Origin of the sequence: Novosphingobium sp. PhB165, assembly GCF_004341845.1 — a bacterium.
Taxonomy (GTDB): domain Bacteria; phylum Pseudomonadota; class Alphaproteobacteria; order Sphingomonadales; family Sphingomonadaceae; genus Novosphingobium.
This window is the reverse complement of record NZ_SLVB01000015.1, coordinates 1-25,334: the sequence shown is the minus strand read 5'-3', so window position 1 is coordinate 25,334 and position 25,334 is coordinate 1. Positions and strand designations below refer to the sequence as shown.

Below are 25,334 nucleotides of genomic sequence, written 5' to 3'. Positions count from 1 at the left end.
ATTCGAGCAAACACGTTCTTCCCCCCAAGCGGCGGGAGCGCTGATAAAGTGACCGCTAATGCGAATCAAGAACAATATGGCGCCTCACGACACCCGTGTCTCTGTCACCTATGGACAGGCCTTACTTAAGCATTCCGGCTTGCCCGGGCGCGGGATAGCGTGGTCCCAATATGCCCATCTTAGGAAGCCCCGGCCGCTGATCTGCGACCTCCGCCACCGGGCGGTCCCGCTCGACGATCGCTGTTCATTCGTCCTGGCAAAACCGTGGGGACCAGGCATAGTCATGGCCGCCGGGCAAACCCTTCCGTAATTGAGGAAAAATACATCTTGCACGATATTGGCAGCGGGAAGGAGTTCACCCCGACAGCGGCAGCCGCCGGCGGGCGATCAGGCGATGGTTTTGGTCATCTCCAGAACTGATAAAGGATCATTGCGAGAGACCCACTTTGGCGAGATAGTCCTCAATATCGCTGATGCGCGCGCTGGCTGCGATGAGGCCGATGTAACCGTCGGGCCTGACGAGGACGCAATCTCCAGTCTTTACGCCGTAGAACCTTTGAAATTGACCGCCATTGTCTCGCAGTTCGCACCCAGGTCCTATCCCGTGAATTCTCAATCCCTGCCGCGCGGAGACCTCCGGCACTACGGAACCATATCGAAGCAAAGTCCAGTGCGGTCCTGCAAAAAGGTCGAAAAGACGTCGGCCTTGGCCCGCGGCGCCCGTGAGTTCGGCATCAGGCGCGCGGTCTCCAGCTTTCGGCGTTAACCCGCTATCGCAGTCTGCTGCTGCAAGCGATCCTCCGGCGTAACTCAGATCAAGCTGATGGACCTCGCGGCCCCTTCGCATCACGCCCTGCTGCATCTGCGTAAGAAGGCCGGTCGACAGGCCGAGGATTCCCGCCGCAATGGGACGCCGCTCCTCCTCGTAGCTGTCGAGCAGACTAACGGGTGCGCCGTTCAGCACAGCAGCAAGTTTCCAGCCAAGATTATAGGCGTCCTGAACGCTGGTGTTCAGTCCTTGCCCTCCCGTGGGCGGGTGGGTGTGGGCTGCATCGCCAACCAGGAAAATCCTTTCGACCCGATATCGGTCGGCAAGCCGCGCATTCATGGAGTAGACGGATGCCCAGCCGACAATCCCGATCCTGACGTCGCTACGCCCCGTCCGATCCGCTATCATGACGTCGAGATCCGCCGCGCTTACGCCCACAGGGCCTTCCAGCGGCACGGGGGCCTGGATCTGGAAGAGGTTGGTGCCGGCGAGCGGACAGATGGCGATCTGACGCTCCATGTCCCCCTCCCCGAAGCGGTGCCACACATCTGTCGATAGACCTTCAAGCGTCACATCCGCTACCAGCGCTCGCACGCCCAGAGTCTTTCCCGGGAAACCAACGCCAAGAACGGACCGCACGAAACTGCGTCCGCCATCCGCGCCGACCAAATAACGGGCGCGGATGACCCGTTCCTGTGCCGTGGTCGTCAGGCGGGCAGTGACATCGTCCGCCCCCTGTTCAAGGCCGGTCAGTTCGCAGCCATATTCGACCTGGTGACCGAATTCGGCCAAGCGATCACGCAGCACCTGTTCGGTGACGAACTGGGGGATCATCAGAGGCTGGTTGAAAGGCTCGGCGGGATTGGGATCGGATACCTCCATCAAAACAGAATCCGCAAAGCTGCCGTCCGATAGATACTCGCGCTGAGGCGGATAGGTGCCGCCCAGTGCGAACAGGCGATCGATGATGCCCAGATCCTCGAATACCTCTTGCGAGCGGGGTTGGATTCCCTTGCCACGCGACCCGGCGAACGGAGCTGGAAGTTTCTCGATGATGCGGAAAGCCACGCCGCGCCGGGCGAGGTCGATAGCCAGCGTTAACCCTGATGCTCCCGCTCCGCAGATCAACACGTCGACGTCGGCTGGCTGTTCCATGTCACACTCCTATGTGTATAACGCACCTATCTTGCGGAGGTGGGCCAGTGTCAACGATAAAAGTGCAAAATACACATATTAGGGAGTTACTGCCGCAGTTGCACCGTGCGCTGATCGACATCGTAGGCGTCATGAACGAGCCGGAGCGAGATGCGGAGATGCTCCGAGCCGCCGGCCTTTCGCTGGAGCGAGCTCTTTTTCCCCTGCTCGTCTCGATTGAGCGGCTGGGACCGGTCGGTGTAGTCGAGATTGCGGGCCGCGTGGGACGGGATTACACCACCGTGAGCCGCCAAGTGGCACGCCTGGAAGAGTTGGGTCTGGTCAAGCGCCGGGCCAGCGCCGCTGACAAACGGGTGAAAGAGGCGCAGATCACGCCGCGCGGCAAGGTGGCGACTGACGCCATCGATGCGGCCCGCGAGAAAATGGCAGAGCAACTTTTTCGCGATTGGGCCCAGCAAGACTTTGAAGAGCTCGTCAGGCTTGTGTGCATGCTCGCGGACGGCATGAGCCGTTGATATAGCTGCTCTCCTTTTCGGCTATGCTGAATTGCGGCTTGTCGAAGGGGTTCGACGCGAAATCAGCGGAGAGCCTTTTTGCTTGGTTTACTCCCCGGAAAATTGACCTCTGGCTCCCATTCGAAGCGGACTTGGTCAGCCTCAGGGGACGGCGAAATGGCGACAACCGGTTAGTACCTCTCCATTGACTGCAATACCTTCGCCCACCAGCGGCGCGAGATTGGAAATTATTAAGATCTCGATCGGCTGCTGGCGCAATTTTCCCACGACGTCGTTTTCAGCTTACCGTCCCGCGCAGGATCAGCATCTCCCCCCTCCCCCGAGCTTGCACAGTTTCGCCCGCCAATTCGGTTTGGCTTCCGATTGGGAACTGGGTATTTCAGGGGCCAGTCGGCGTGTTCAGTCCTTTTTCCCGATTGGTTTGGCCGAGCGTGATTTACGTATCCGACGAAGCGCCTCAGTCTGTTCCTTCTCGCCCTCCACGACAAGATCGGGACGCGGCGCAAGTTCGCCTGCAAGTCGCTTCGCATAGCCCTTAATGATGGCAGAGACCCCTTCGCCGAGGTCATGTTCATTTTGATCGGCCATATTTTCGGTTCCTTCCCTGGAGCTCCCAGCTTGAGTGGATTTAACCTTCATAAGGCGCCGCCTTCAGAAGGGTGGCCAGATGCGCAGCATTGCCCGCCACCATATTGGCGGTCCTGGCGACCATTTCAGGCGTTTCATCAAGATCCTTGAAGTCTGTCGAGCCCATGGCCTCGCCCACCCAATAGCACGCCGCGACGGCAGGAATTGTCCATCCGACATCGTTGAGCGCCTGGAAGAGTTGGGCAGAGCAGAAATGCGCGCCGTCCTCGTTGCCGACGATCGCGGCAATGGCAACCTTGCCGTAGCTGGGCATGCGCCCCGCCTCGTCGGTCTCTTCAAGGAAAGCGTCCATGCGTTCAAGAACGCGTTTGGCTACGCTTCCGATCTGTCCCATCCAGATCGGTCCCCCAAAAATGAGGATATCATGTGCGAGTATCTTCTCGCGAAGCGCCGGCCATTCGTCGCCCGCGCCCTCGTTGGAAGTAACTCCGGGCAATATGTTGAGCGCTGCAATGCGAACGGTCTCGGTAACAGACACCCCTCTTTTAGCGAGCGCCTGCTTTAAAACTGCAATCATGGCATCACTGGAGGAAGCTTCAGCCGGGTCCGACTTGAGCGTGCAATTGATCGCCAGGGCTTTGAGCACCATCGATGACCTCCGTGGTTGTCAGCGCCACCGATGTGGCTGCCTCTTAAAAATGAACGTCCGGCTCGTCGATCGGTTCGCAACAATCGATCGAGGGCTGAAACTCCCGGAGGAACACCGGGCGCTACTCGGCGGTTGAATTTCGGCCCCCACCAAAGGAATGCCGATGTCGATCAGCCGATTCCAGGTACGTAAACGTGCCGCGCGGATTGCCGTGGAAGAATTTCTTCGTGCCCCCGCCAAAGTCGGATCCGCCTTTCCGGCAACCTCGCGCATGGTTGCCACCGTGCTGGCGCCCTTGAAGTGGTCCGAGATCGACCTCTTGGTAGAGTACGGTCCTGGAACCGGGCACTTCACATCGGCGGCGCTGGCGCGCATGCGGCCGGATGCAAGATTGATCGGAATAGAACCGGGCACGAAATTCGTCGACCATTTGCGGACGTCGATAAGCGACCGCCGTTTGCGAGTAGTTCAGGGTTCGGCTGAGAATGTCGCCCATATCCTGAGCGATCAGGGCGCCCGCGCCGCAGACTGTATTGTCTCGGGCCTTCCCTTTTCAACGCTCGACGCTTACCTCGCCGAGGAGATCATGAATGCGAGCGCGTCTGTACTTGGCACTCACGGCATGTTTGCGGCCTACCAGATGAGAAATCGATTGAAACCTCTGCTCAAGCGCTACTTCTCCTCGCTCCACAGCGGCTACGAATGGTGGAATGTTCCGCCCTGCCATCTCTACTGGGCAACCAATCCTCGCGGGGTCGTCAGCCGGGGCAAATCCTGACTGCGTGAACCGCCGACCAGTCATTCTGCGACAAGATGGGGACGAAGGCGTTCCTCGAAGAAGCGGATAAAGCCGGACTGATCCGGTCCTATGCCGGTTAAGACGATGTGATCGAAGCCGGCGTCCAGCGCTTTCCCGATCGCTTCGAGATGCTGGGCCGGATCCGGCCCAGCGGGAATCTTGTCAGCTAGATCCTCCGGCCGCACGAACTTTGTTGCGGCCTCGAAACCTTCAACCGTGGGGATCTCGCTGTTGACTGACCAGTCAAACGCGGAAAAGCGAAACCGTTCATGCGCGGTTCTTCGCCCTTCATCCTCGCTCGGCGCATAGGCAAGAGCAACTTCGACGTATCGGGGGCCGCGCGAGAAGCCTTGAGCGATTTGTGGATCGGGGTCGGTCGTCATAATCCCATCCGCCTTGGAAGCGGCAAGTTGAATCGATGCCGAGCCGCTGACTCCCAGAATGATGGGAAGAGGTTTACTGGGAAGATCGAAAACCTGCGCGTGATCAACAGTGAAGTAAGCGCCCTGGAAATTGTGAGGACCTCCTGTCCATAACAGGCGGAAGATATCGATGGCCTCTTCCAGCATGGCATGGCGTTCGGGAATCGATGGCCAATGCTCTCCGGTTACGTGTTCGTTGAGGCGCTCGCCCGCCCCGATCGCCAGCGAGAAACGGTTGTCGCTCATGACCCCAATTGTCGCGGCGGCCTGCGCAACGATCGCGGGGTGGTAGCGCAGGATGGGACACGTCAATCCGGTCGTGATCCCGATACCAGAGGTTGCATGTGCAATTGCCCCCAGCACGCTCCAGGCGAAGGAGGCGTGGCCTTGGTCGAAGAGCCACGGGTGGTAGTGATCGGAAATCGAGACGAAATCGAATCCCGCGCTCTCGGCGGCGAGCGCATTGTCTACGAGCGCCTTGGGGCCATGCTCCTCGCTCATGAGCTTATATCCGAAACGCGCCATCTACCGCCTCCATTTTGTGCCTGTTGCAACGCCCGAATGCGCGGGACCTCCAGATTGCAGGGGTCCCGAATTGTGCCTATCGCGCTTTCGTGCGCTTGAGCCGCTGGCGAAGCCACGCACGGCGTACTTTGTTCCCTTCAGTTGAGCCCATTCTGCTCCTTCACGCCGGTCCGCTCTTCCTGGGTCTCCTTTTCAGCATGCCAGATATTGCGGCCAACGAAGACCACCACGAAAACGGCAGCGATGACCGCCACGACGAAGATGCCGGCACGCCCCAACCTTCGCGAACTCGGCTTGTCGGAATCGTTCATCATGTCGCGAAACTCTTTGTCAGCGCGAGGTAGTCTGCGGGCGTCGCGGTATCGGCGTGGGGCCGATCACCGAATTTTTCAGAGTCTAACTCGCCCTCCTCTAGCCGGAGAGGATTGACCTCTTCGGAGCGGACACCGCCAAGCGCGCCGCGCTTGGCTTCGGTAGCTTCCGTACTGGACATGAGTGCCTCCATCAGGCGGTAACCAAGGTGGTCGGTTTCGCGGCCGGCAATCCAGGCGAGGTCGCGGCTGCCAGCAATTCTTTCTTGCGCGCCAGCATCTGGTCGCGCAGAGCCACAAGGTCGACGCCGGTCTTGCGGCACTGGGCAAACATTCCCTCCGAAGGCATCTCCTCCTCGTGGACATGATGCTTGATCTCTTCGGAAAGAACCTTGACCTTCGCCGCGAAAAAATCATCCTCGGGCGATCCTGCCTCGATGTCATTGATTAGGATCTTGGCGCCATCGTGCTCAACATAGGCTTCGTCGAGAGTATCATCGTCGATCTTGCCCCGAAAACTCGGATAAAATATTTCCTCTTCGATAACTGTGTGAATTTTCAGTTCGGTACAGATCTGATGCGAAAGTGATTTCCTTTGCGAGGATGACTTCGCGTTTTCAAACTTCTCGAACAGACCTTCGACTTTTCTGTGATCGGCTTTCAGAAGTGCGATTGCGTCAGTAAATATTTCTGTCATGGAATCCTCCGTCTCGAGGTCGTGACAATTAAGTGCACCGCCAGCCAACTCGTTCCCGATTTACTTGCACGCTTGCGCCAAGAAAGCCTCAGCGATCTTGAACCCTCCTGATTATGCGACGAAGCGATCCATTGTGCCGTGGTCGGTGCCGGGTTAGCGCGCTTCTTCAGCCATGGGTTCCCCGCTCACGGGATTCTGCGGAGCGGCTGGCATCGACCTGATGCGCTCAAGGGCAGCCGGCGTTGGCGCTCCCCGGCAAATGTCCCAATTCTGTCCTTTCGGATAAGCGCCCACCGCCAGAAAATCCTCGCTCGCCTGGATCCGGCAGTGCCCGGTACCCACCGGCAGCAGCAACGCATCGCCGGCTTCCACCTCAATAGAATTCGCGCCGGGCCCGCCGAGGACCAGCGTCGCGCGGCCGCTGGCAATGCCCAGCGTCTCATGGGCGGTTGAATGGTAGTGATGGTACTCAAAGATCGTATCACGCCACTTCGGCGGCCAGCCGTGCTGTGCGAACCGCTTCTCGAACGCGCGCGCCGTTGTCTCGCAGCTGCCGCTCTCAACCGCGCGATATACCAGAACGGGCAGGCGCTGGTTGTTTGGCACCCAATCATTTGCCGCGAACAGTAGTTTTACCGGGTACAAATGGTTCCTCCCAAATTCGCGCACCTTACGCAGACCAGCCCACGAGGCTGACTCGCACCCCTCACCATTGCCTTTCCTTGCGCATCATGCCCGCGTGGAATACCCGAAGGCGCACGGTGTCAGACTGGCGGTCGCCTCTGGAGGCTTGCGGATGATGCATATTTTCCTTGGGCCGTCCCAGAGCTCGGCGCTGCGGCGGGCCGCTTCCCGGTGCGCAATGACCAGGGCCGAGGGCAGATCGTGCGCCTTAAATTCAAGCCGCTTGGCGAGGCATTCGCCATCTTCGGAAAACCGTAGTGTGTATACCTTCATCTCCATCCTCCGTCACGCGGACACATCGCGGCGTTCGTCAAAGCACGCTCCTGTTCATTTCAGTTTCCAGCTCGCCCGAGATGTGGACGCTGGTCCGTAAGCTGAAGGGTCATGCATCGCCGGTCTGAAGTGCGGTGATCACGATATCTGTTTCGGGGGAAAACCTTCTGTGCTTTTGCGCGCGTTAAGCGAAGTCCCCACCTGCCAGACGTCATCCCCTGTCCGCCTGATTACGCAAAGTTTGCGCGATCCCTCCCACAGTTCGGCTCGGCGATCAGGAGGTTCGGTCTCGGCAAATTGAAGTGCAGCGCCAGGATCGCCGCCTTCGAACTGAATATCCTTGGCGGGGCCGTGCCGGTCTTTGGCAAACTTGAGCGTGTATACCGTCATAGCGCTCTCCAGCTGCGAGCGACTGCTCGCTCGCTTCACTACGATCCGCCATTTTTGAACTCTCACTCGAAACGGTCCAGTTGGTGTGCGACGGAACGAAGAGCCGCAGTGATGAACCGAGGGCCGCGTTCGTGACGATTGGTCAATTTCGCACGCAAGAGCGGGCGTTTAAGCCGCCGACTCGGACTGGAAATTACCATTCATTCTGCTTCGATCCGGACCGGTATCCCTTTCGCTGCTGGGGTCTTGGAAAGAACGTCATGATGGTTAAGCGGAACGAGCGGATTGAGCTCCGGAAAATATCCGGCAAGGCAGCCGCGCGGGAGATCGTACGGGGTTACGGACAACTGCGTGACCTCCCGGCGGAAATTCTCATCGCAATCGGTGACCAGTGTAATCCGCTGCCCATCGCCCAGCCCTGCCGACCGCATGTCCTCAGGGTTCATCAGCACAATCATGCGGCTGCCCTTCAGCCCGCGAAGACGGTCGGAATGGCCGTAGATCGTGGTATTGAACTGGTCGTTGGAGCGCAGGGTCAGCAGCGTATATCTGCCGGGGCGGTCCTCGAGACCGTTCGCATTCAGTACGGTAGGTACGGTGAATTCGGCCTTGCCGCTCTCGGTTTTCCAGATCCGATCGTGGGCCGGATTTCCCCGATAGAAACCGCCGGCCTCGTTCATCCTGGCGTTCATCTCGCGGAACTGGTCGGGATAGGTGCGCTCGATAAGACTGCGCACTTTTGCGTAGTCGCGGGTCCACTCATCCCAGCGCCAAAGCGGGTGGGCGGATAAAGTCGCTTTCGCGATCCCGGCGACGATTGCAAGTTCGGACTTCAGATGGGGGCTGGCAGGTTGGCGCCTTCCCATCGAAGCATAGATGTGACTGAAACTGTCCTCGATCGTCACGGTCTGGGCGCCGGTCTCCTGAAGATCCTCTTCGGCGCGCGCCAGGCAAGGCAGCAGATAGGCCTCCTTGCCGGGGAGGAGATGCGTGCGGTTGAGCCGCGTGGCGACATGCGCGGTCAGTTCGAGCTTGCGCCAGGCAGGGTGTATGCGTGACTGGTCGGGCACGGCACGTGCAAGATTGCCGCCAAGAGCCACGAAGCCCCTTGCGCGGCCGCCGAGCAGCGCCTCGAGAAATTCTACTGTCGTGTGTCCTTTTTCAAGCGGGGGCTCGAATCCGAAGATTTCCCGCAGCTTGTCCATGGGGACCAGTTCCGGCTTTTCCGAGATGCCCACAGTGCGCTGGCCCTGGACGTTCGAATGACCACGGATCGGTTGGCAGCCAGCTCCCTTTCGGCCGATATTTCCCCGCAGCAAGAGAAGGTTGACCAGCATGCCGATCGCCTGCGAGCCATGAACTTGCTGTGTCAGGCCCATGCCGTAAATGCCGATGACCCGTTCCGCTTCCGCATAAACGTCTCCGGCCTGTTCGAGCTCTGCGCGCGTCACGCCGGCATGCTGCTCGATCTTGCTCCAGCTCGTCGCGAGGACACTGGCGCGAAACTCTTCCAAGCCATGGCAGTGCGCCGCCAGGAACGACGCATCCAGGATGTCGCCTCTTTCTTGATCGAGCTGCAGCACCCGCTTGCACACGCCCATGAGCGCAGCGATATCGCCGCCAGGTCGGACCTGGAGGTATTGGTGAGCGATCCTGGTCGACTTCCCGACCGTCATTTGCCAGGGATTCTGCGGATCAGCGAACTCGATCAAGCCCCGCTCGCGCAGGGGATTGAAAGCTATGATCTTGCAGCCCCGCTCGACGGCATCCTTGAGAGGATGGAGAATACGGGGGCTGTTGGTACCTGGGTTCTGGCCGAGGTAGAAGATTGCATCGCAGTGGGCGAGGTCTTCGAACGTGCATGTCCCGACCGGCGAGCCGATCACCTTTTTCAGTCCCACCGAGGTCGTCTCGTGGCACATGTTGGAACTGTCAGGTAGATTGTTGTGCCCGTACATCCGGGCAAATAGGGCATAGAGATAGGACGGCTCAAGCGCCGCTTTGCCGGAGGCGTAGAACGTGACGGATTTCGGATCGAGGTGTCTCAGGTTCTCGCCGATGGCCGCGAAGGCCTCGTCCCAGCCGACCGGCACATAACGATCGGACGAAGCATCATATCGCAGCGGTTCAGTAAGCCGCCCTGCCCGTTCCAATTCGTGGTCATCCCAGCTGGAAAGCTCGGACACGGTATGCCGGGCGAAGAACTCCGGTGTGCAACGTTCGGAAGTAAGATCCCAGATCGTGGCTTTCGCGCCGTTCTCGCAAAACTCCGCGACATGAGGATTGGGAGGTTTCGCCCATGCGCATGAGCTGCACATATAGCCGCCCGGCTTATTTTGCTCTGCAAGCGTCTGGACGGCCGACGGCATTGCCTTGCTGGCAGCCTCGACATGCGCGATGCCGCTGAGCGAACCCCAGCCGCCAGTGGCGTGGTCGTAGCGGCGAGGTTTTGCGAGATCGTCCATCTTCACGGCTTCCGGGCTGACGGTTCGTGTAGCGGGCATTGGTTCACAGATGCCCGAAAGCTCGCCGAGTGATTGTACACATCGCGCCGACCGCGGCTTACATGATCCAAGGGGGGCTGAGCAGCGAGAGCGGTCCAGACGGAAAAACGCGTCCCCGCGCCTTCAAAATGGACATTGCCTTCCTCCTGCCTGTCCGGGCCGCTTCCGCCTCGTCCTGTTCCGCGTTTACGGGAATACGGCATTAACCGGCCAAATGGCATGGTTTCGCTCCTCAACGAGGGCTGCGGCGCTTATTCACAGCGGGCAGTCGCCGAATTTGACAGGTGGATACGCTCGACTGCGCCGCCTACAGTGAAACGCGCGAAGCCGACTTCATTTCCCCATTTGCGGACGGGCTTTTTAGCCCGAATTCTGCCCGGTGAAATGATCAAGCTAGGTAACAGTCGTCTGCGGCGAGCCTTCCCGTGATCCTTCTGCATACGAGGGGCGTATCGACGGGTGTGGCTTTCCCGTTGCTAATCTTCGGGACCAGCCTCGACAGTCAAGCATCCTGGCCAGTTTTTAGGCACCACCGCGCCGATCCTCGATTTTGCGCACCCGCGAAAATTGGTTTGCGTCCACGGCCGCATCACTTCGGACTAAGCGCGAACCCACGCACATTCCCATTCTGGTGTAGCTTGGGGTAAGCCGCTCGATTTCGGGGTGTGTCTTGTCGCGGATAGGAGGGTAAGTAATTCTCGGAACCGTCATGACACATAACCTCTGCCTACTTTCACATCTGCAAAACGGGTTCGAGGCATTGCTCGTTCCCGGCGGCGCAAGCAAAAAGTCTGGATCCTCAGATGTCGCTGTTGTTCGAGTTCAATACCTCTGCGAAATTGCGAAGCGGGCCAGAGTGTTCGGCGCTGCGGTAGTAACTGCAAGGCAGTCGCTTTGAGGCTGGTCGGCGAACCGAGCATTGCTGGTCCAATCTGCTGACCCGTTGACTTCCAGTGCCGCACTGCACAACGTGGGACTGCAATCGACTTTTCTGACGCCGGTACCAAAATGGTCGAAAGATGCCCGCTTCCAACTACCTTATAATTAAGGCATAATTGCCTAGCCGATTCTCGACGCTACCTATTTTGATGTAGAGGGTTCGAAATGCAGACAGGAAACGCTCCTATCCCATTAGGCTCGACGGATAACCCTCTTCTCAACCTATTTGAAGAATTAACCCGAGCCGCGGGGTTACCTCACCTTCAGGCGCACGCATTCGAAGCTGGTGAAACTTTGGTGGAACTGAAAACGGTCCTAAATCAGTTAAACACGAGGTATAGGCAGTATGGCTTTGATTTAAGCGCTGAAATTGACTCATACCTCGAGGAAATCTCCAATATCGAACGGTACTGGGAGAATTGTCGTCCAAGCTAGAGGAACGGGCGAAACTGAAAATGGCTTCTTATGCCCAGTCTCTGCAGAAAGACCTCTCCGCAACGCGCAGCCATTTGCGTACGCCAGATTGGGGAGGTTAACCAGAACATAAATATCACCCCGGCTCGCGTCGGCGCCGGTGATTGCGGGTCTGTACGAAGCTCGTTTCTTTTTCTACAGTATTTGCACTGCAGCATGCCTGCGCTCCCCGTGTCAGCGAAGCGCAGGTCGCCTGTGAGAATTCTTCTGTGATAGCAGGGAGAAATCATGGTTTGGTATGTTCGGAAGAAGAGGGCGATTTGCTCTCAATGGAGACCGCGTCAGTGACCGGCCGCTTCCTTGAGACGGTTTTCCTGTCGATCGCCGCGCTGCTTCCTATCATGAACCCATTTAGCACGGCACCTTTGTTTGTTTCGCTGACCGCAGGCTTCAGCGACCAAAAGCGCAAACGCCAGGCCCTATTGGGGTGCTCATACGCATTTGGCATATTGCTCGTATTTTTGCTTATGGGGTCCGCGATCATCGATTTCTTCAGCATATCAGTTGCTGGAATCCGTGTCGCCGGCGGGCTGATCGTGTCGACCATAGGTCTTCGAATGTTGTTCGCAACTTCAGAGGCTGCGCCTGAGGCATCAGGCGTCGAGGCCAAGACCAGCAATATTGCCTTCACGCCCATCGCGATGCCGAGTTTGGCCGGACCAGGATCGATCTCCGTCGTACTCAGTGCTGCGGGGCGAATCGAGGAAATGGATCCGCGGAAATGGCCAGAAATTTACGCCGCGATCATTATTGCGATGGGGGTGACTCTTGGCATTACGTATCTGATACTGCGCGGCGCAAGCTTGATGGTAAAATTCTTGGGTCATGACGGCCTCGACGCAATGACGCGGATCTTCGGGTTCCTGCTCGTCTGCATCGGCGTGCAGTTCCTGCTCACAGGCGTCGCCTACTTTTTCGGAATACACATCCGGTAATTGCGCAACCGTCAAAAATTTGTACGGCTTTCACGATTTACTTGTAAAATGACATGACCATGAACATGATTATAACTGGCACGGGCAAATGAGGCGAGGAAAGGCGTGAGAACTCAGGCTCGCCGCCCTAACGGTCCGACCATGATCAGGTGAGCAACCGAGACGTATCCGCCACCGCAGCAATCAGACATGCGTGGACTTAAACTGTGGCGGCTGGCCGACTGCAGTGAATTATCCAGTTTGCCTAAAAACCTGGTCCGCCAGTGGACCGCGACTTGAGTGCAACGCTCATCCTTCCGCAAATCGAAAAAATCGGAACTTTCGGACGTCATCCGTGTTGGACTTTGGGACCGCGAGGTCTGGTCTCGGCAGAGAATGCCGCTCCGATGCCGAGCATACCTAAGAGGGGGCCGCTAATCACTCCGGCGGCCCCTTCGCCGTGTCGGTTTGCCAATTGAGGAAGAGCCCTGATGGCTGCGTTCCTCGTCAGACGCCTCGAACCACGGTGATTGAAGTTCACCCCGTCCAGCCAGCACGACGCTCGCATGAAAGGTCGTAGTATGCGGCCCGAATTGATGTCCGCATCTTCGGTAGACGGAATAAAATTTCTCCCCAATCCAATTTCTTCGGAAAACGGCAACGAATCGTTATATTCATGATTATTTATAACATTTGCCTTGATAATTCCGCTTCTATATGGAACGATATACAGATTACACAACTAATACGTCTCGCGACAGGTGTAGTATTCTATTATGATGACGGGATAATTCTTTGGCAATAAATAATGCGGAAGGGTTAACACTCCGACGATCTCTTTTTTTTGGATCTAGAGAAAATTGACCAAAATCCATGCTCATTCAGTTCGACCGAAAAAAGATAGGAGTTGTTTCGAAGTACATCGACCTCGCCGCAGCCAAGACGATGGACCAAGCCCAGCACAACACCTGCATCCCCCGAAATGATTTCGGCGCCTAGGTCGACCGGATTTACCGGGACAACTGTGTATCGAGGCATCAAGGCCCTCCTTGCGCGGAACGCAAACGCCAGACTGCGTCGACCTCAGTCGTGAGTCACCCGGTCGGTACGGCAGCGGACCAGAAGATACTCCATTTGGGTAATTCGGCCAATCGTTTTGGAGAAGTTGAGCTCAGGAACCCCCCGGTTACTTCTCGATGAAGCCCAAATTGTGGAAAGCAATCCGCCGTCCCCAAGCGTTTTAACTGACATTCCATCAGGTTTGAGGAAAGGGGCGCCTAACCATTCCTTGTAGAACCGCGACAAAGCGGCTGCAGGTTTGCATTTTAGGAAATCGGGTTAGCACTTTCCATTGGTGGTTCGAGCGACACGCAAGGTGAGGGTCCGATCGGTTCCACGTATTCGGCCCAGCGAAGATGGCTGATTAGAACAACGGATCGTCTACATAGGCCCGCGCCGGTTCCTCTTGCGTGCGCGGAGGAGGCGGTGCGAGCGTAACGCTGTTGGCATCCCAGTCGTTGCGGTAGACGCGCCCGCCTTTCATCACGAAGGCAAGGCTGCGAAGCGTGTGGAAGTTCTCCAGCGGATTTCCGTCGACAGCGACTATATCGGCAAACTTGCCGACGGTCAGGGAACCGATTTGATTTTCCATCCCCAGCATCCGGGCTGGCTGGATAGTCGCGGCCTGAAGTGCTTGGAGCGGGGTCATTCCTGCCTCTAGGTAATACTCAGCTTCACGGATAGTGGCGGTGGTCCCGTCATTGGGCTCGAAAGGAAACTGATCGCTTCCGACAGCGATATTCACATGTTCCTGAATGGCCATCTGCAGAGCCTTCCAGTGCTCCTTGCCCACTTCCCGGACGCGTTCCATGTACCAATCTGGCGAGCCGATACGCTTGAAGAATTCGAAAGTGGCGGGTTGACTGACGATCATAGTCGGCACCAGCCACACGCCGCGGTCGTGCATCAGCTTGAGCACGGGCCGGTCGAGAAAATAGCCGTGTTCTATGCATTTCACGCCCAGGTCCACGGCCTCGCGCGTCGCATTGGGGGAACCGGAATGGGCCGTGACTTTCACACCGCTGCGGCTGGCAATTTCGACTGCGGCCTGGATCTCGTCTGGCGTCATCAATCCCTGGGCCACACCGCCGCCCGGCGTGCCGATGCCTCCGGTGATTGCGATCTTTATCCACTGGGCTCCTGCGCGAATTTCACGGCGAGTGGCCATGCGGATCTGGTCGGGACCATCGTTGGTCGGTTCCAGGCCCGTGCCATGCCCGCCGGTGATCGTGACGATCTCACCCGAGGAGATGATTCTCGGCCCCTGCTGGGTCCCCCGGTTAATTGCCTGAGCGAGCGCGAGATCCGCGTGGTGTAGATCCCCCGTGAGGCGTATCGTCGTCACCCCGCTTAGTAGCGAGCGATATGCATTGTCAGCCATGCGCAGGGCGAGTTGGGCGTCATTTTCGCCAGCAAGTTCCGCCATCTGCATGCCGGGCAGAATTAGGCCGAGATGGACATGCATGTTCATCAATCCGGGAATGAGCCATTTTCCCGGCAAATCCACTCTTTTGGCGCCGCCCGGGATCGCCACTCTATCGGCCGGGCCGATCGCGGCGATCCGGCCGTCCTGCACCAGAACGACCGCATTAGGCACCGCTTCGCCGGAGACGACATCGACATAGCCGGCAGCGACGATCGCGGTCTGACCGCCTCCGCCCGGTTGCAGCGCGTCCTGCGCACCGGCCGCGTGCGGCGCGCCGAGCCCAATCGCCGCGGCCATCAGTGTTCCCAGCCACAAGGGCAAGCGTCGGCTCATGCAATTTCTCCTGCAGCGAACAGAGAGGGGAAAAGGGATCCGGCCGCTGGACCCACAGCGTTACTGCTTCCAGCAATCAGGGTCCGACGCCGGATCGATCTCGGCTCGCACCAGGACAACTTTGCTGATGAGGCCGTTCTTCAGATCCGCATGCCCGGCAGCAAGCATGCACGAGACTTTGCCCCCCGCTCGGCTGCGGATGATGTGATATGTGTAAATCCGATCGCCAGCCTCGAAGCTGTCGCGAAAGGGCATTACGATTTCGACAGCGTCGGTCGCAGCCTGGATCATCTGGAAGCGCTTGGCCCAGCCCGCTGGGGAACGCATCACTTCCCCGCCATTGATGATTAAAGGTGCGTCCGCCGTGAAGTAACGCGCGAATGCAGCCTCGGTAAAACCGCCAGGTGTTTTCATCGCCTGGTTCCACCAAGTGAACATCTCCGATAGCCTGTCCGGAGCGGACGTGGAGGACGTCTGCTGCGCGCACACCGTTACTGGCACCGTCAGCGACGCTGCTCCCGCCACCAGGCAAAGCCCGCTCAATGCGCGAAGAGAAAAACTCACGGTAAATCTCCCCCTGTATAGGAAGGACGCCTCCTCCCGATGCGTAAACCGATTAATATTATGCATCAATAGAAATCTTATTATCCCTATATGACTTAGCCCGCGATACGATTGCGACGTGCACATTCCGATCTCAATATTGAGAGAGCGATTATATGCAATTTATTCTCTCGGAATTCTCGGAAGTCCATACCGACAGCGGGGTCGCAAAATGCGCGGAGGGCGTCGTAACACGGGCCGTGATCCCATATGCAACCACCCCTTAGATCCGCAGGCGATGGGTCACTCGGCCGCGCGGAAACATTTGTGAAGGGGCTCTCGCGGCTGTCGTCCTGAGTCGAGATCCCCGCAACTACCGAAGGGTGCCGGCCGCTGCGTAGCGCAGCGCATCTTGCCACAATGGACGCTGCGCGAGAGGAGGGTATCAGCGCGGAATAGATCAGGGACAGTCCTTCGCTAACCGGTTATGGAGCCAAAGCCGTCCGCAACGGCATCGTCCAATCCATGCGCGAGATGTTGAAGAAGCTCCGCCAGTCGTTCACGGGGGTCACGGGCCGAGATGCCCCAGCACGCATGGCTCCGGGTCGATAGCGGGCTCAAACTCCATTTGTGCGATCAGCAAAAGCCCATGGCAGCGTGATTCGAACGGAAACGCCAATGGCCTGCTCAGTCAGTACTTCCCGATAGGCAACGAACTCAGCCGGACCTCGATAGGCTGAGATCCAGTTGCTCGCGCCACGAACACCCGGCCGCGAATGACGCTCGGATGGAAGACGCCTGCAGAAGTCTCCAACCAGTTCCTTACCCTGCAGTATCGACCAGGTGTGCGACGACCGGCTGCCCCCCCTGCGATCCGCGGTCGCCGTGATGGACCACACCGCCCCGGCGAACGCGGCCGTCGGTCGGTGATAGCCTCCTCCGGCGCATCGCCACGAAGCTGGCGTGCGCTGTACTGCTGACGTGCCACCCACAACGTAAACGGACATACATGTCGATCACGAAGGCGTCGTAGACGACCCCGCCCCATTCGCGACATACGTAAAAGGAAACCAGAGCAGGTTCGGCACAGGAGCATGGAACTGGCGATTGACCTGATCGAGCGTGCTCGGTGCCGCCTTTGCCTGCAACCTGGCAAGCACCCGGCTTGCCAGGGATTACCCAGGTCAAGATCTCGCATCGGCCGCTCCACGGTACAGCGAACCTTGGAATACCCGATCTTCTCAGCAACGATGTGACCGCAGCCCAGCGGGCGGGATAATCACCTTCATGATCCACAGCCATCCGGATTGCCCGCTCGCAAACCTCGGGCGAACCTTCGTCGTAGACCCCTTCTCTCGGGAGCTAGGGCCTCCGGCGATCTCGGTGCGGTTCAGAAGCGGGACCTATAGTCGTTACAAAAATTCGGAATTCAAGCAATTTGAAGAGACCGGGCTATTCCTACTTCAGGGCCGCTCGCGCGCTGGAAGCGCTGCAACTTGTTCAGGCGTCAGCACGGTAATGGACCGAACTGGACAGCGCTGCTGTCCCCGGCCAGCGGATCCGCGAGTAACTATCGTGGTGCCAAGGCCCGAGCCGGCACAAATCGTCGACCCCCCGGTTGTCACCAAACCCAATCGATTGTTCCAGTTCATTCCCGGACAGCTGCCAAGCAGATCGAGACGATAGATATCCCGTCCGGCTCGAATGTTGACGGTAGTGGAATCTACCACCCGAAAATTACGCACGTCGTTCGCCCAAAAGCATTGCCGTGGTTGCCGAGGCGCGGAAGCATTCCCGCTGTCGGTGCCGGCGCACGCCGAGAGCGTCGAAAGGGTAATCACCGCTGCGGTCAGAAATAAAGCTTTGGGCATCGCCACGCTCCTTTCAGATCTGTGTTGTGTCGCTCTCTGGAAAACTTGGGAAAAGGTAATCCGCAGGGGATCTGCAACATTATTCCCGCCACGTAGAGATCGCTCAATGCGCGGCTGGCCGTTGGGCTGCAGCGGAAGGACGAGGTAGAGGCGGCCACGCGAATGGCCGTCTCTACCAGTTTGCTCATCGTTGAAGTTGTAGATTGTGTGGGTTGAAGCGCTGCACTTCAAATACGTTCGCGGAGCGCCTGAAAACGACGGCGCCGCGTGAGAAATCAACGGCGACCACCGTCAACGCCTGACCAGGCTTCCTGGCACCGGCCGCGTAATAGTTATTCAATAATATGGTTCCGACGACACCTGTCACAGTATTGCCCCGGACAGCTCGTTTCTCAACGTCTGCCCGCGTGGGCGCGTCCAGTTGAGCAAGGACTGCGCGGTCCAATGAAGACGGCGTGGCCGGCTGCGCCATCGCGGCGGGCGCTAGCGTTGCAAGACTTAATGCCATAGGGCAGATCATAGCAATCTTTAGATCATTAAGTGTCATCTGCATGCTCCTATCCTTGCGCCTCGAAAGGTCTTTATAGATCTCTATCCTACTGTTGTTGTCCGAGTTACGCGCGTGTTCTGGGAAGTGCCGGAAAGCCATGTCCTGTCACGAACACGAAAATAGCGAGGCTCGCCGATTTTGCGCGATTGCCACGTCCTCGCCAGAATCCAAATGAAGGGTGAGTTCAATGCCCGAAACGCGAGATGAGCCTGGACGGCGCTTCCCATTGTCCGGCTCACTAGAACTCCTGCCACACCATCGGCAAAATCCCGGCAGGTATAGTTTCGCGAAGTCATCGGCCGTTGCACGCAAGCAACCCTAAGGACCGCTTGCTCGGTTCAGATCGGACTCGCGGGGGCGGCGCAACCAACTGTATCATGCTGCCTCCATTTTCGCAGGAGCCGCACCAGCGGCGAATGATTCAAGAGTACACGCGGGCCGGACCCAGTATTACCTATTTCTATCAACGAGTCATTTTTTATCTTTCTCGCCTTTTCCCGACTGCGCTCAACCCGTCCTAGGGCTTGCGCACTGCATAGTGCTTTTCCCGTTTCAGTCTGTTTGCTCCGCCGTCGGGTTGCCTGCGCCTGCCTCAACCTGGCGGCATCAGGCATCCCGATTACCTCATTCGCATGCGTACTCTACTGGCCCGCCGCTCATTCCTCATTCGCGAGCCCTGCCGAACCATTCATTTCATCTCGGCCGCTTCCCACGAACAGAGACACCCGCCAACCAACCCAAACCTTAGCCAATCAGCGAGAGCGCCCTTGCCGAATGACGACGTTCGCAGGGCACGCAAGGAAGCATCGTGCCCCGCCGATGGCGCTTGGCGACGCATTTCGCCCGGCGAGTACAACAGGGAAAGAGGGCGATTGCGGCGAGCGTTTGCCGACGCCGAGCCGTCTCTTCCGCAACACCGCAATTTTTCCTGCCGCATCGCCCACTGCGAACACTGCAACCTACAAGAACTGTCGATTGCCCGCGCTATCGCTGTTCATCCGCCCGGCCGACGCATGCCTTAAGCAAGGCCGCAGCAGTAAGGTCCTCAGAGGCCGCGCGTTCGCGTGTGCCGCCAACGCGCCGGGGTCAAACCGATGCGTTTGACGAAAGCCCTTGTCAGGTGGCTTTGATCGGAAAACCCGCAATCGAGAGCGATCTGGGCCAGGGGGAGATCGCTGGTCCGCATCAGCCAAGCCGCACGTGCGATGCGCTGGTCGATAAACCAGGCGTAGGGCGAAGCACCGACAGTATCGGCAAATGCCTTGATGAAATGGCTTGGCGAGAGCCGGCAGACGCCGGCGACCTCGGCGATGGCCACCGGATGGGCGAGCCGCGAGCGAAGCAGGTTCATCGCGGCCTTGACCTGCCAGGACGCCAGTTTTCTTCGGCGGGGGCCAGGATCTGCATCCACTCTCAGGTCCTCATCGACCGCAGCCGCAATCGAACGTGTCCGCGCCGCGCCGCTCGCGCCGCCGCATTGGTCCGCCTTCACGCGTTCCATGTCGCCACCTGCGACCTCCCGTGGGTTGCGAGGACCCGGGCCGCTTCCCTGCATGGGTTGGGCCCGAACCGCTCCGGCCACCACCGATCGTTCGCGGCAAAGCGCGAGAACGAAGGAGGAAGCCCTGTAATTCCCGCCTCAAGACACGCGGGCCATGGCAATTGCGCCCCTGCAAAAGAAAAAAATGACGGGATCGCCGCCCAGCTAAGGAGACTGCGCTGCGCGGGCCCGCAGGAAGGCGGCGGTCCGCTCCAGTTCCTTTTGAACCGTGCGCCTGTGAATACCCCGGGATCTGGCGATTTCGTCGAGCGATAGACCGTGCATCCACTTGTCGAGGAAGACGAGGCGCCGCCGCTCCGGCAGTTCGTCGAGGGCCGCCACAGTACTCGCAAGATCTGCACGTGCCGCAGCAATTCTTTCCGGGTCGGGCTCCTCGTCGGCGATTGCATCGAGCCAGGTCTTGTCGACGGGCACAAAACGGGCGACGGCGCGGCGTCTGTTTCGTCCCAGATTGAGCGCCATCCGGCGCAAGTACGCATAAGGGTTTCGTACCGGACCGATCTCCGGTTCGGACGCCAGTTTCAAAGAGGCGTCCTGAAGCGCGTCGAGCGCGGCATCGCGCGATCCCAGCGGTCCTTCCAGACTCGCCAGCAATTCCTTGTAAATGGCAACAAAAGCGCGCTGGAGAGCCTCAGCTTGGGTGTCCTCGCCGTGTGTCGGCGCACCAGCAAAGTCCGATCGGGTCGCAGATCCTGGATCGAGCCTATCGCGGGTCATTGGACATCAAGCTCATAGACGCTCTGCCCCTGCTGGTCCGCAGAGCTGCCACACCGCCCAGTGAATGCTTCGAAGGAGAGGTAAAACCGGAATTCCTAGCCGTCTCCCCTGCCCGCTATCGTTCAGAATAGTGCCGAAACGAGGGACGCCTGTACACCACATCCGAGTTAAAAAATTGTCACAATTACGCTAAATTGCGGACAATGGCGCGCCTAACGACTACCGGAAGCCTTCTCCAGCTCCAAGAATCCTTGATAAACACCAATAATACCCTTGGTCATTTGATGGCTTTCTTGTCGGATTTCAATTGATCTGCATCACCTGCAAATCAAAGAGACGAGCTTGACTCCCGATTGGTCATCATTCGGTTATCTCCTCGTCCGCGGCCGTCGTGGCAAGGGACTAAAATGCCAATTCGACCATACAAAAGTATAAGAGATGAAGTCCTTGGGACTTTCCCCTCTTTCTTTGTCCGCTAGCTACAAATACGCGCCCATCGTTCCACCACCAAAAAAATGGCCCGACAATCGAGTTGGAAAACTGATCGCCGGGCCAGTTAGAAAGGCGAATCTCGCGTGAGGCCCGCCCCTTGGGTCGCACGAGAAATATGGTGACTACTTTGTGGCATAACTGTGACAAATATCACACGTGCTCTCATCCGAATGCATTTTCTTCAACTTCACCACGATATGAAGACGCCGCGTCTCCGCCGGTCCCTTTCTCAGCAGCGGGAATTTCACAACCCTCGGCTAACGCCGTAGACAATTAGGGAGCACGAACTATCTGCGATTCCATGCTGCATGGCACCAACCGTACTCACGGCGTCCCCGAGCGTTTTACGAAGAAGTTTCCAGATCGCTGCCGTTGAATCCATCAGATTTAACTGCAATATGCCTGACCGCTTCCGAGCCCACTAGGTGAAAATCATTTCTCCGAGGATACGTAACGGTTTTCTAAACCTCGGAACTTCGATTCTTCGTCGCATACCGTAGTTTAACCTCCTGTTATCTTGAGGCAGGTCAGGGTTTTCACCGATTTCTATCGGTGGCTCAAGCACCTAACGTACGACAATGCTCCAATGCTCGGAAACGACTCGGATTCTCGTCCGGCCCTTGTACGGCCGAAAACGAACGAGGGTGTACAACGATGGTCACGATCCGCTTGCCCCAAGCGCTTTTCCTGGGGTGTTCGGTTTTCGCAGGATGCTTCAGCCTCGCTGCCCACGCCGCATCAGCAGGACCCGCAGGGGCCGTCTACGATTCGTCCACCATGGCCGTCAGCCGCAGCGGCACGGTGACGACCGTTACCCAATCGGCCCCGCGCGGCGTGGTGGACTGGGCGAGTTTCGATGTCGCCAGGCAGGAATCGGTCGTCTTCGCGCAGCCTGACGCGCAGTCGGCCACGCTCAACCGCGTCCATTCCGCCACCGCGAGTGCGATCGACGGCGCCATCAGCGCCAATGGCCGCGTCATCATCCAGAACGGCAACGGCGTGGTGTTCGGCAGCAATGCCCGCATCGATGTCGGTTCGCTGGTCGCCACTACGCTCAATGTCGACGAACGGAGCTTTCTCGATAGCGGGCGGCTGGTGCTGAACGGTTCCGGCGATTCCTCCGCGCAAGTGCGCAACTCGGGCCGGATAAAAGTCGCGGATGGGGGTTTCGTTGCGCTGCTGGGCGGGAGCGTCGCCAATGACGGGCTGATTCAGGCCCGCCTCGGCTCGGTCACGCTGGGTGCGGGATCGGCGGCGACCATCGACTTTACCGGCGACGGGATGGTGCAGGTGGCGATCACCGATCCGGTGACTCATAAGGCCACGGAGGCCGGTGCGCTCGTGGCCAACAGTGGGATCATTTCGGCGGACGGCGGCAACGTGGTGCTCAGCGCCCGGACCGCGCGGGACGTGATGGCGCTTGCGATCAATCTCGACGGCGTGGTGGAAGCGCGGAGCATTGGGACAAGCGCCGGGAAAGTGTCCCTGCTGGCGGACGGCGGACAAGTGCAACTGGGCGCTGCCAGCCGCATCGATGCGAGCGGCATTGGCGGCGCAAGCGGCGGCCAAGTGGCGATCACCGGGACATCGGTAAACCTTGCCGGTGGCGCGCGCATCGACGCTCATGGTGAGGGAGCCGGCGGGACGATCCTGGTCGGCGGCGACTATCGCGGGCAGGGAACGTTGGCCCATGCGCATGACGTAACGGTCGCTTCCGGGGCATTGCTCGATGCGTCCGGTGTCGGGGGCGGCGGAAAGGTCGTCGTCTGGTCGGATGGGGCGACTCATTTCGATGGTCAGGTGCTGGCTGGGGCCACGGGCAAGAATGCCGCCGGCGGCCTTGTCGAAACCTCCAGTTCGGGCCTGCTCGACATCGGCGCCAATGCCTCGGTCTCGACTTATAGCGCGCTCGGCAGGACGGGCGCATGGCTGCTCGATCCAACCAGCCTTGCCATCGTTGCCAGCGGCGGCTCCGCCTCCACACCGGACGAGGCGAATGGCGCGGTCGGGCTTTCCTCGATCAATGCCTCCACGGTCGTTTCCGCGCTGGCGTCGAACAGCGTGCAGTTGGTCGCTGACAACCTTATCACCGTCGATGCGCCGATTGTCGCGACCACTCTGGCCGGATCGCCCAACGGGCTGGAACTGATTACCACCGGGCCTGACAGCGAGATCCACGTCAACGCGCCCATCCTGTTGCAGAACGGCAATCTGGCCTTGCGTGCCGAAGGCAATATCCTGCTGGGCACCGTGGGATCGACCGAGACGGACTTTACCCGGCGGGCCATCATCGCCACCGGTAGCGGCACGCTGTGGATGCAGACCCGCTCGACCGGCAGCATCATCCAGGCCGACAACAGCGCGATCCTGGCCGAGAATATCGGCGCGATCGGCGGCACGGTAAGTCTGGGCAGTTGGGACAATTTCACGCTGAACCTGGCCGGTTCGGCGCGGAGCGGCACGTTCCTGTTCCGCGAGACCAATGCCTCCAACACCAGCCCGGTCGGCATCGTGGTCGATCCCTTCACGCTCCAGACCCTGAGCGGCGTGGAGCAGACCACCACCGATCTGTTGCAAACGCAGGAGTTCACTTCGACGACCGCCCCAACTGGGCCGGTGGACGAGGTGCTAAATCTGGCGCTTACTGGGGCGCAGGCCGGGCAGACGTTCGACACGCTGGTCTTCTCCGCCTTGCCCTATCAACCCCTGCCGGGGAACAGCAACCAGCCCGATCCGTCGCTCACCGATTCTTCCGACTACGGTGTGCGCTCGCTGACTTATTCGATCGGCGGCAGCGCCTACACGGTTGCGCCCGAAACGACTGCCGCCAACCGCCCGGCCGGCTTCGCACTCGCGGCGGCAGGCGGTTCGGTGGTGACCTGGACCAACCCCGTCTACACCACGGCCGCATGGGGCGTTGAGGGCTTTTCCGGCGTTGGCGGGACGGATCCCGAGGAAATCGGCTATCACCCCCAGCAGAGCATTTCCGAAAACCTGATCGCCTCGCTCGGCGGGGCTACCAGCAGCGTGACGGCCGCGCTCCGCTTGTTCTTCGCGCCCGATTTCGGTGTCCAGTTCGCCGAAGCCGCGCAAGTCCAGTTCTATCGCACGACGACTACGCCCGGCACGGTGCAGATCCGGCAGGCCTCGCTCAGCGGCACCCCCAACCCGGTTTCGCGCGAATATGGCGATGCCAATCCGGCGTTCTCCTTCCAGGGGAGCGGCCCAACCTTCCTCGGCGTCGATCAATACGTCGCCAGCCAGATCAGCGGCTATGAGCTGCCGCTCCCCACAATCTCCACCAGCGCGACACCGACGTCCCCGGTGGGCGCCTATCCACTGGTGGTGACACCGCCGCCGACATCCGGGTTCGTCTATGACCGCTACACGTACGATTTCAGCAACGGCACGCTGACCGTCATCCCCGCGCCGCTGTCGATTGTCTCGGACAATTTCCTGAAGACCTATGGAGACGCCGATCCCGAACTGACTTTCGGCGTCACCGGCCTCAAGAACGGGGAGAGCGCCGCCACAGTGCTCAGCGGGGCGCAGGGGCGGACGGCGGGCGAAAACGTGGGCCACTACCCTACCAATATCGGCTCGCTGGCAGCCAACACCAACTACACCATCGTCTCTTACACGCCCGGTAATCTGGAGATCGTACCCCGTCCGCTGACCCTGCTCGCCGATAGCGACAGCCGGGTCTATGGCGACACCAATCCCGGTTGGATTGCTGCCGGCCAGAACAGCCACTTCACGCTCACCGGATTCGTCAACAACGATCAGACCAGGACAAACCTGAGTTCGGTGGATTTCGCCACGACGGCCAACGTGCTCTCATCTGTGGGCGCCTATGCGATCACGCCGTCCAACGGCGTGCTGACCGGCGCGGCGGCGGGCAACTACATCCTCACCTATGCCGATGGTTCGCTGTTGATCGATCCGGCGCAGTTGACGGTTGCGGCCAACAACCAGAGCCGCCTCTTCGGCGAAGCCAACCCTACGCTCACCGCGACGACGACCGGCTGGAAGAACGGCGATCAGGTGTCCAACACGATGGTCGCCTCGCTCTCCACACCGGCCACCGAACTGTCCAATGTCGGGACTTATGCCATCACGGTGGACAGCGCCGCGATCAGCGGTCCCGCCGCCGGCAACTACGTCATCGTCCGGC

Annotated in this window: 20 protein-coding genes and 1 pseudogene; 4 read left to right on the top strand and 17 right to left on the bottom strand. The window is 59.1% G+C overall.

What is annotated here, in order from left to right; genetic code table 11:
- Positions 1 to 427: 427 nt before the first annotated feature.
- Positions 428 to 1,924 (bottom strand): FAD-dependent oxidoreductase, encoded by a 1,497-nt coding sequence (locus tag EDF56_RS24425; RefSeq protein ID WP_132392549.1) that lies wholly within the window; start codon positions 1,922 to 1,924, stop codon positions 428 to 430.
- Positions 1,925 to 2,022: 98 nt separating this feature from the next.
- Here EDF56_RS24425 and EDF56_RS24420 point away from each other — a divergent pair, with 98 nt between their 5' ends.
- Positions 2,023 to 2,439 carry a MarR family transcriptional regulator gene (locus EDF56_RS24420; protein WP_243652835.1) on the top strand — a complete coding sequence of 139 codons (417 nt, stop codon included), beginning with the start codon at positions 2,023 to 2,025 and terminating at the stop codon, positions 2,437 to 2,439.
- 399 nt (positions 2,440 to 2,838) lie between these two features.
- Here the strand turns inward: EDF56_RS24420 and EDF56_RS24415 are convergent, their stop codons facing one another.
- Both EDF56_RS24415 and EDF56_RS24410 read right to left on the bottom strand, forming a co-directional pair.
- Complete coding sequence (locus tag EDF56_RS24415) at positions 2,839 to 3,027, bottom strand: hypothetical protein (protein ID WP_132392545.1); 189 nt, start codon at positions 3,025 to 3,027, stop codon at positions 2,839 to 2,841.
- A gap of 40 nt (positions 3,028 to 3,067) precedes the next feature.
- Positions 3,068 to 3,676, bottom strand: coding sequence for an NAD(P)H-dependent oxidoreductase (locus tag EDF56_RS24410; RefSeq protein WP_132392543.1), 609 nt, complete (start codon positions 3,674 to 3,676; stop codon positions 3,068 to 3,070).
- A gap of 163 nt (positions 3,677 to 3,839) precedes the next feature.
- On the opposite strand from EDF56_RS24410, the gene EDF56_RS24405 reads away from it, so the two are divergent.
- The gene (locus EDF56_RS24405) at positions 3,840 to 4,454 is read left to right on the top strand and encodes a methyltransferase (protein WP_132392541.1); all 615 of its coding nucleotides are present in this window, start codon (positions 3,840 to 3,842) and stop codon (positions 4,452 to 4,454) included.
- Between the two features lie 20 nt (positions 4,455 to 4,474).
- Here the strand turns inward: EDF56_RS24405 and EDF56_RS24400 are convergent, their stop codons facing one another.
- The 8 genes from EDF56_RS24400 to EDF56_RS24370 all read right to left on the bottom strand — a co-directional run bounded on the left by EDF56_RS24400 (position 4,475) and on the right by EDF56_RS24370 (position 10,242).
- Entirely contained in the window at positions 4,475 to 5,422 is a 948-nt protein-coding gene (locus tag EDF56_RS24400; protein WP_132392538.1) for a TIGR03557 family F420-dependent LLM class oxidoreductase, read from the bottom strand.
- Between the two features lie 137 nt (positions 5,423 to 5,559).
- The gene (locus tag EDF56_RS26145) at positions 5,560 to 5,736 is read right to left on the bottom strand and encodes a hypothetical protein (RefSeq protein ID WP_165912369.1); all 177 of its coding nucleotides are present in this window, start codon (positions 5,734 to 5,736) and stop codon (positions 5,560 to 5,562) included.
- Entirely contained in the window at positions 5,733 to 5,915 is a 183-nt protein-coding gene (locus EDF56_RS24395; protein ID WP_132392536.1) for a hypothetical protein, read from the bottom strand. The genes EDF56_RS26145 and EDF56_RS24395 overlap by 4 nt, the downstream gene beginning before the upstream one ends.
- Positions 5,916 to 5,926: 11 nt before the next feature.
- Positions 5,927 to 6,430 carry a hemerythrin domain-containing protein gene (locus tag EDF56_RS24390; protein WP_132392534.1) on the bottom strand — a complete coding sequence of 168 codons (504 nt, stop codon included), beginning with the start codon at positions 6,428 to 6,430 and terminating at the stop codon, positions 5,927 to 5,929.
- A 153-nt stretch (positions 6,431 to 6,583) separates the two neighbouring features.
- Complete coding sequence (locus EDF56_RS24385) at positions 6,584 to 7,075, bottom strand: cupin (protein WP_207905066.1); 492 nt, start codon at positions 7,073 to 7,075, stop codon at positions 6,584 to 6,586.
- An 84-nt stretch (positions 7,076 to 7,159) separates the two neighbouring features.
- Positions 7,160 to 7,387, bottom strand: a complete 228-nt coding sequence (locus EDF56_RS24380) for a hypothetical protein (RefSeq protein WP_132392530.1) — start codon at positions 7,385 to 7,387, stop codon at positions 7,160 to 7,162.
- A 138-nt stretch (positions 7,388 to 7,525) separates the two neighbouring features.
- The gene (locus tag EDF56_RS24375) at positions 7,526 to 7,777 is read right to left on the bottom strand and encodes a hypothetical protein (protein ID WP_132392528.1); all 252 of its coding nucleotides are present in this window, start codon (positions 7,775 to 7,777) and stop codon (positions 7,526 to 7,528) included.
- Positions 7,778 to 7,977: 200 nt separating this feature from the next.
- The gene (locus tag EDF56_RS24370; protein WP_132392526.1) at positions 7,978 to 10,242 is read right to left on the bottom strand and encodes an FdhF/YdeP family oxidoreductase; all 2,265 of its coding nucleotides are present in this window, start codon (positions 10,240 to 10,242) and stop codon (positions 7,978 to 7,980) included.
- 1,736 nt (positions 10,243 to 11,978) lie between these two features.
- Between EDF56_RS24370 and EDF56_RS24365 the strand changes: the two genes are divergently transcribed.
- Positions 11,979 to 12,629: a MarC family NAAT transporter gene (locus EDF56_RS24365; RefSeq protein ID WP_165912371.1), complete on the top strand. Its 651-nt coding sequence runs from the start codon at positions 11,979 to 11,981 to the stop codon at positions 12,627 to 12,629.
- 1,402 nt (positions 12,630 to 14,031) lie between these two features.
- Here the strand turns inward: EDF56_RS24365 and EDF56_RS24360 are convergent.
- From EDF56_RS24360 to EDF56_RS24340, 6 genes and pseudogenes are all read right to left on the bottom strand, one after another.
- Entirely contained in the window at positions 14,032 to 15,426 is a 1,395-nt protein-coding gene (locus tag EDF56_RS24360) for an amidohydrolase family protein (protein WP_207905059.1), read from the bottom strand.
- A 60-nt stretch (positions 15,427 to 15,486) separates the two neighbouring features.
- The gene (locus EDF56_RS24355; protein WP_243652834.1) at positions 15,487 to 15,990 is read right to left on the bottom strand and encodes a hypothetical protein; all 504 of its coding nucleotides are present in this window, start codon (positions 15,988 to 15,990) and stop codon (positions 15,487 to 15,489) included.
- Between the two features lie 930 nt (positions 15,991 to 16,920).
- A pseudogene (locus tag EDF56_RS26535) lies at positions 16,921 to 17,108 on the bottom strand (IS3 family transposase); the annotation flags it as partial.
- Between the two features lie 916 nt (positions 17,109 to 18,024).
- On the bottom strand, positions 18,025 to 18,393 hold the full coding sequence (locus EDF56_RS24350) for a hypothetical protein (protein ID WP_132392522.1): 369 nt from the start codon (positions 18,391 to 18,393) through the stop codon (positions 18,025 to 18,027).
- Positions 18,394 to 19,435: 1,042 nt separating this feature from the next.
- The gene (locus EDF56_RS24345) at positions 19,436 to 19,891 is read right to left on the bottom strand and encodes an AraC family transcriptional regulator (protein WP_243652833.1); all 456 of its coding nucleotides are present in this window, start codon (positions 19,889 to 19,891) and stop codon (positions 19,436 to 19,438) included.
- A gap of 204 nt (positions 19,892 to 20,095) precedes the next feature.
- Positions 20,096 to 20,668 carry a sigma-70 family RNA polymerase sigma factor gene (locus tag EDF56_RS24340; protein WP_132392520.1) on the bottom strand — a complete coding sequence of 191 codons (573 nt, stop codon included), beginning with the start codon at positions 20,666 to 20,668 and terminating at the stop codon, positions 20,096 to 20,098.
- Between the two features lie 1,269 nt (positions 20,669 to 21,937).
- Here EDF56_RS24340 and EDF56_RS24335 point away from each other — a divergent pair.
- Positions 21,938 to 25,334 (top strand): MBG domain-containing protein (locus EDF56_RS24335; RefSeq protein WP_165912370.1); only part of this gene is annotated, 3,397 nt, incomplete at its 3' end.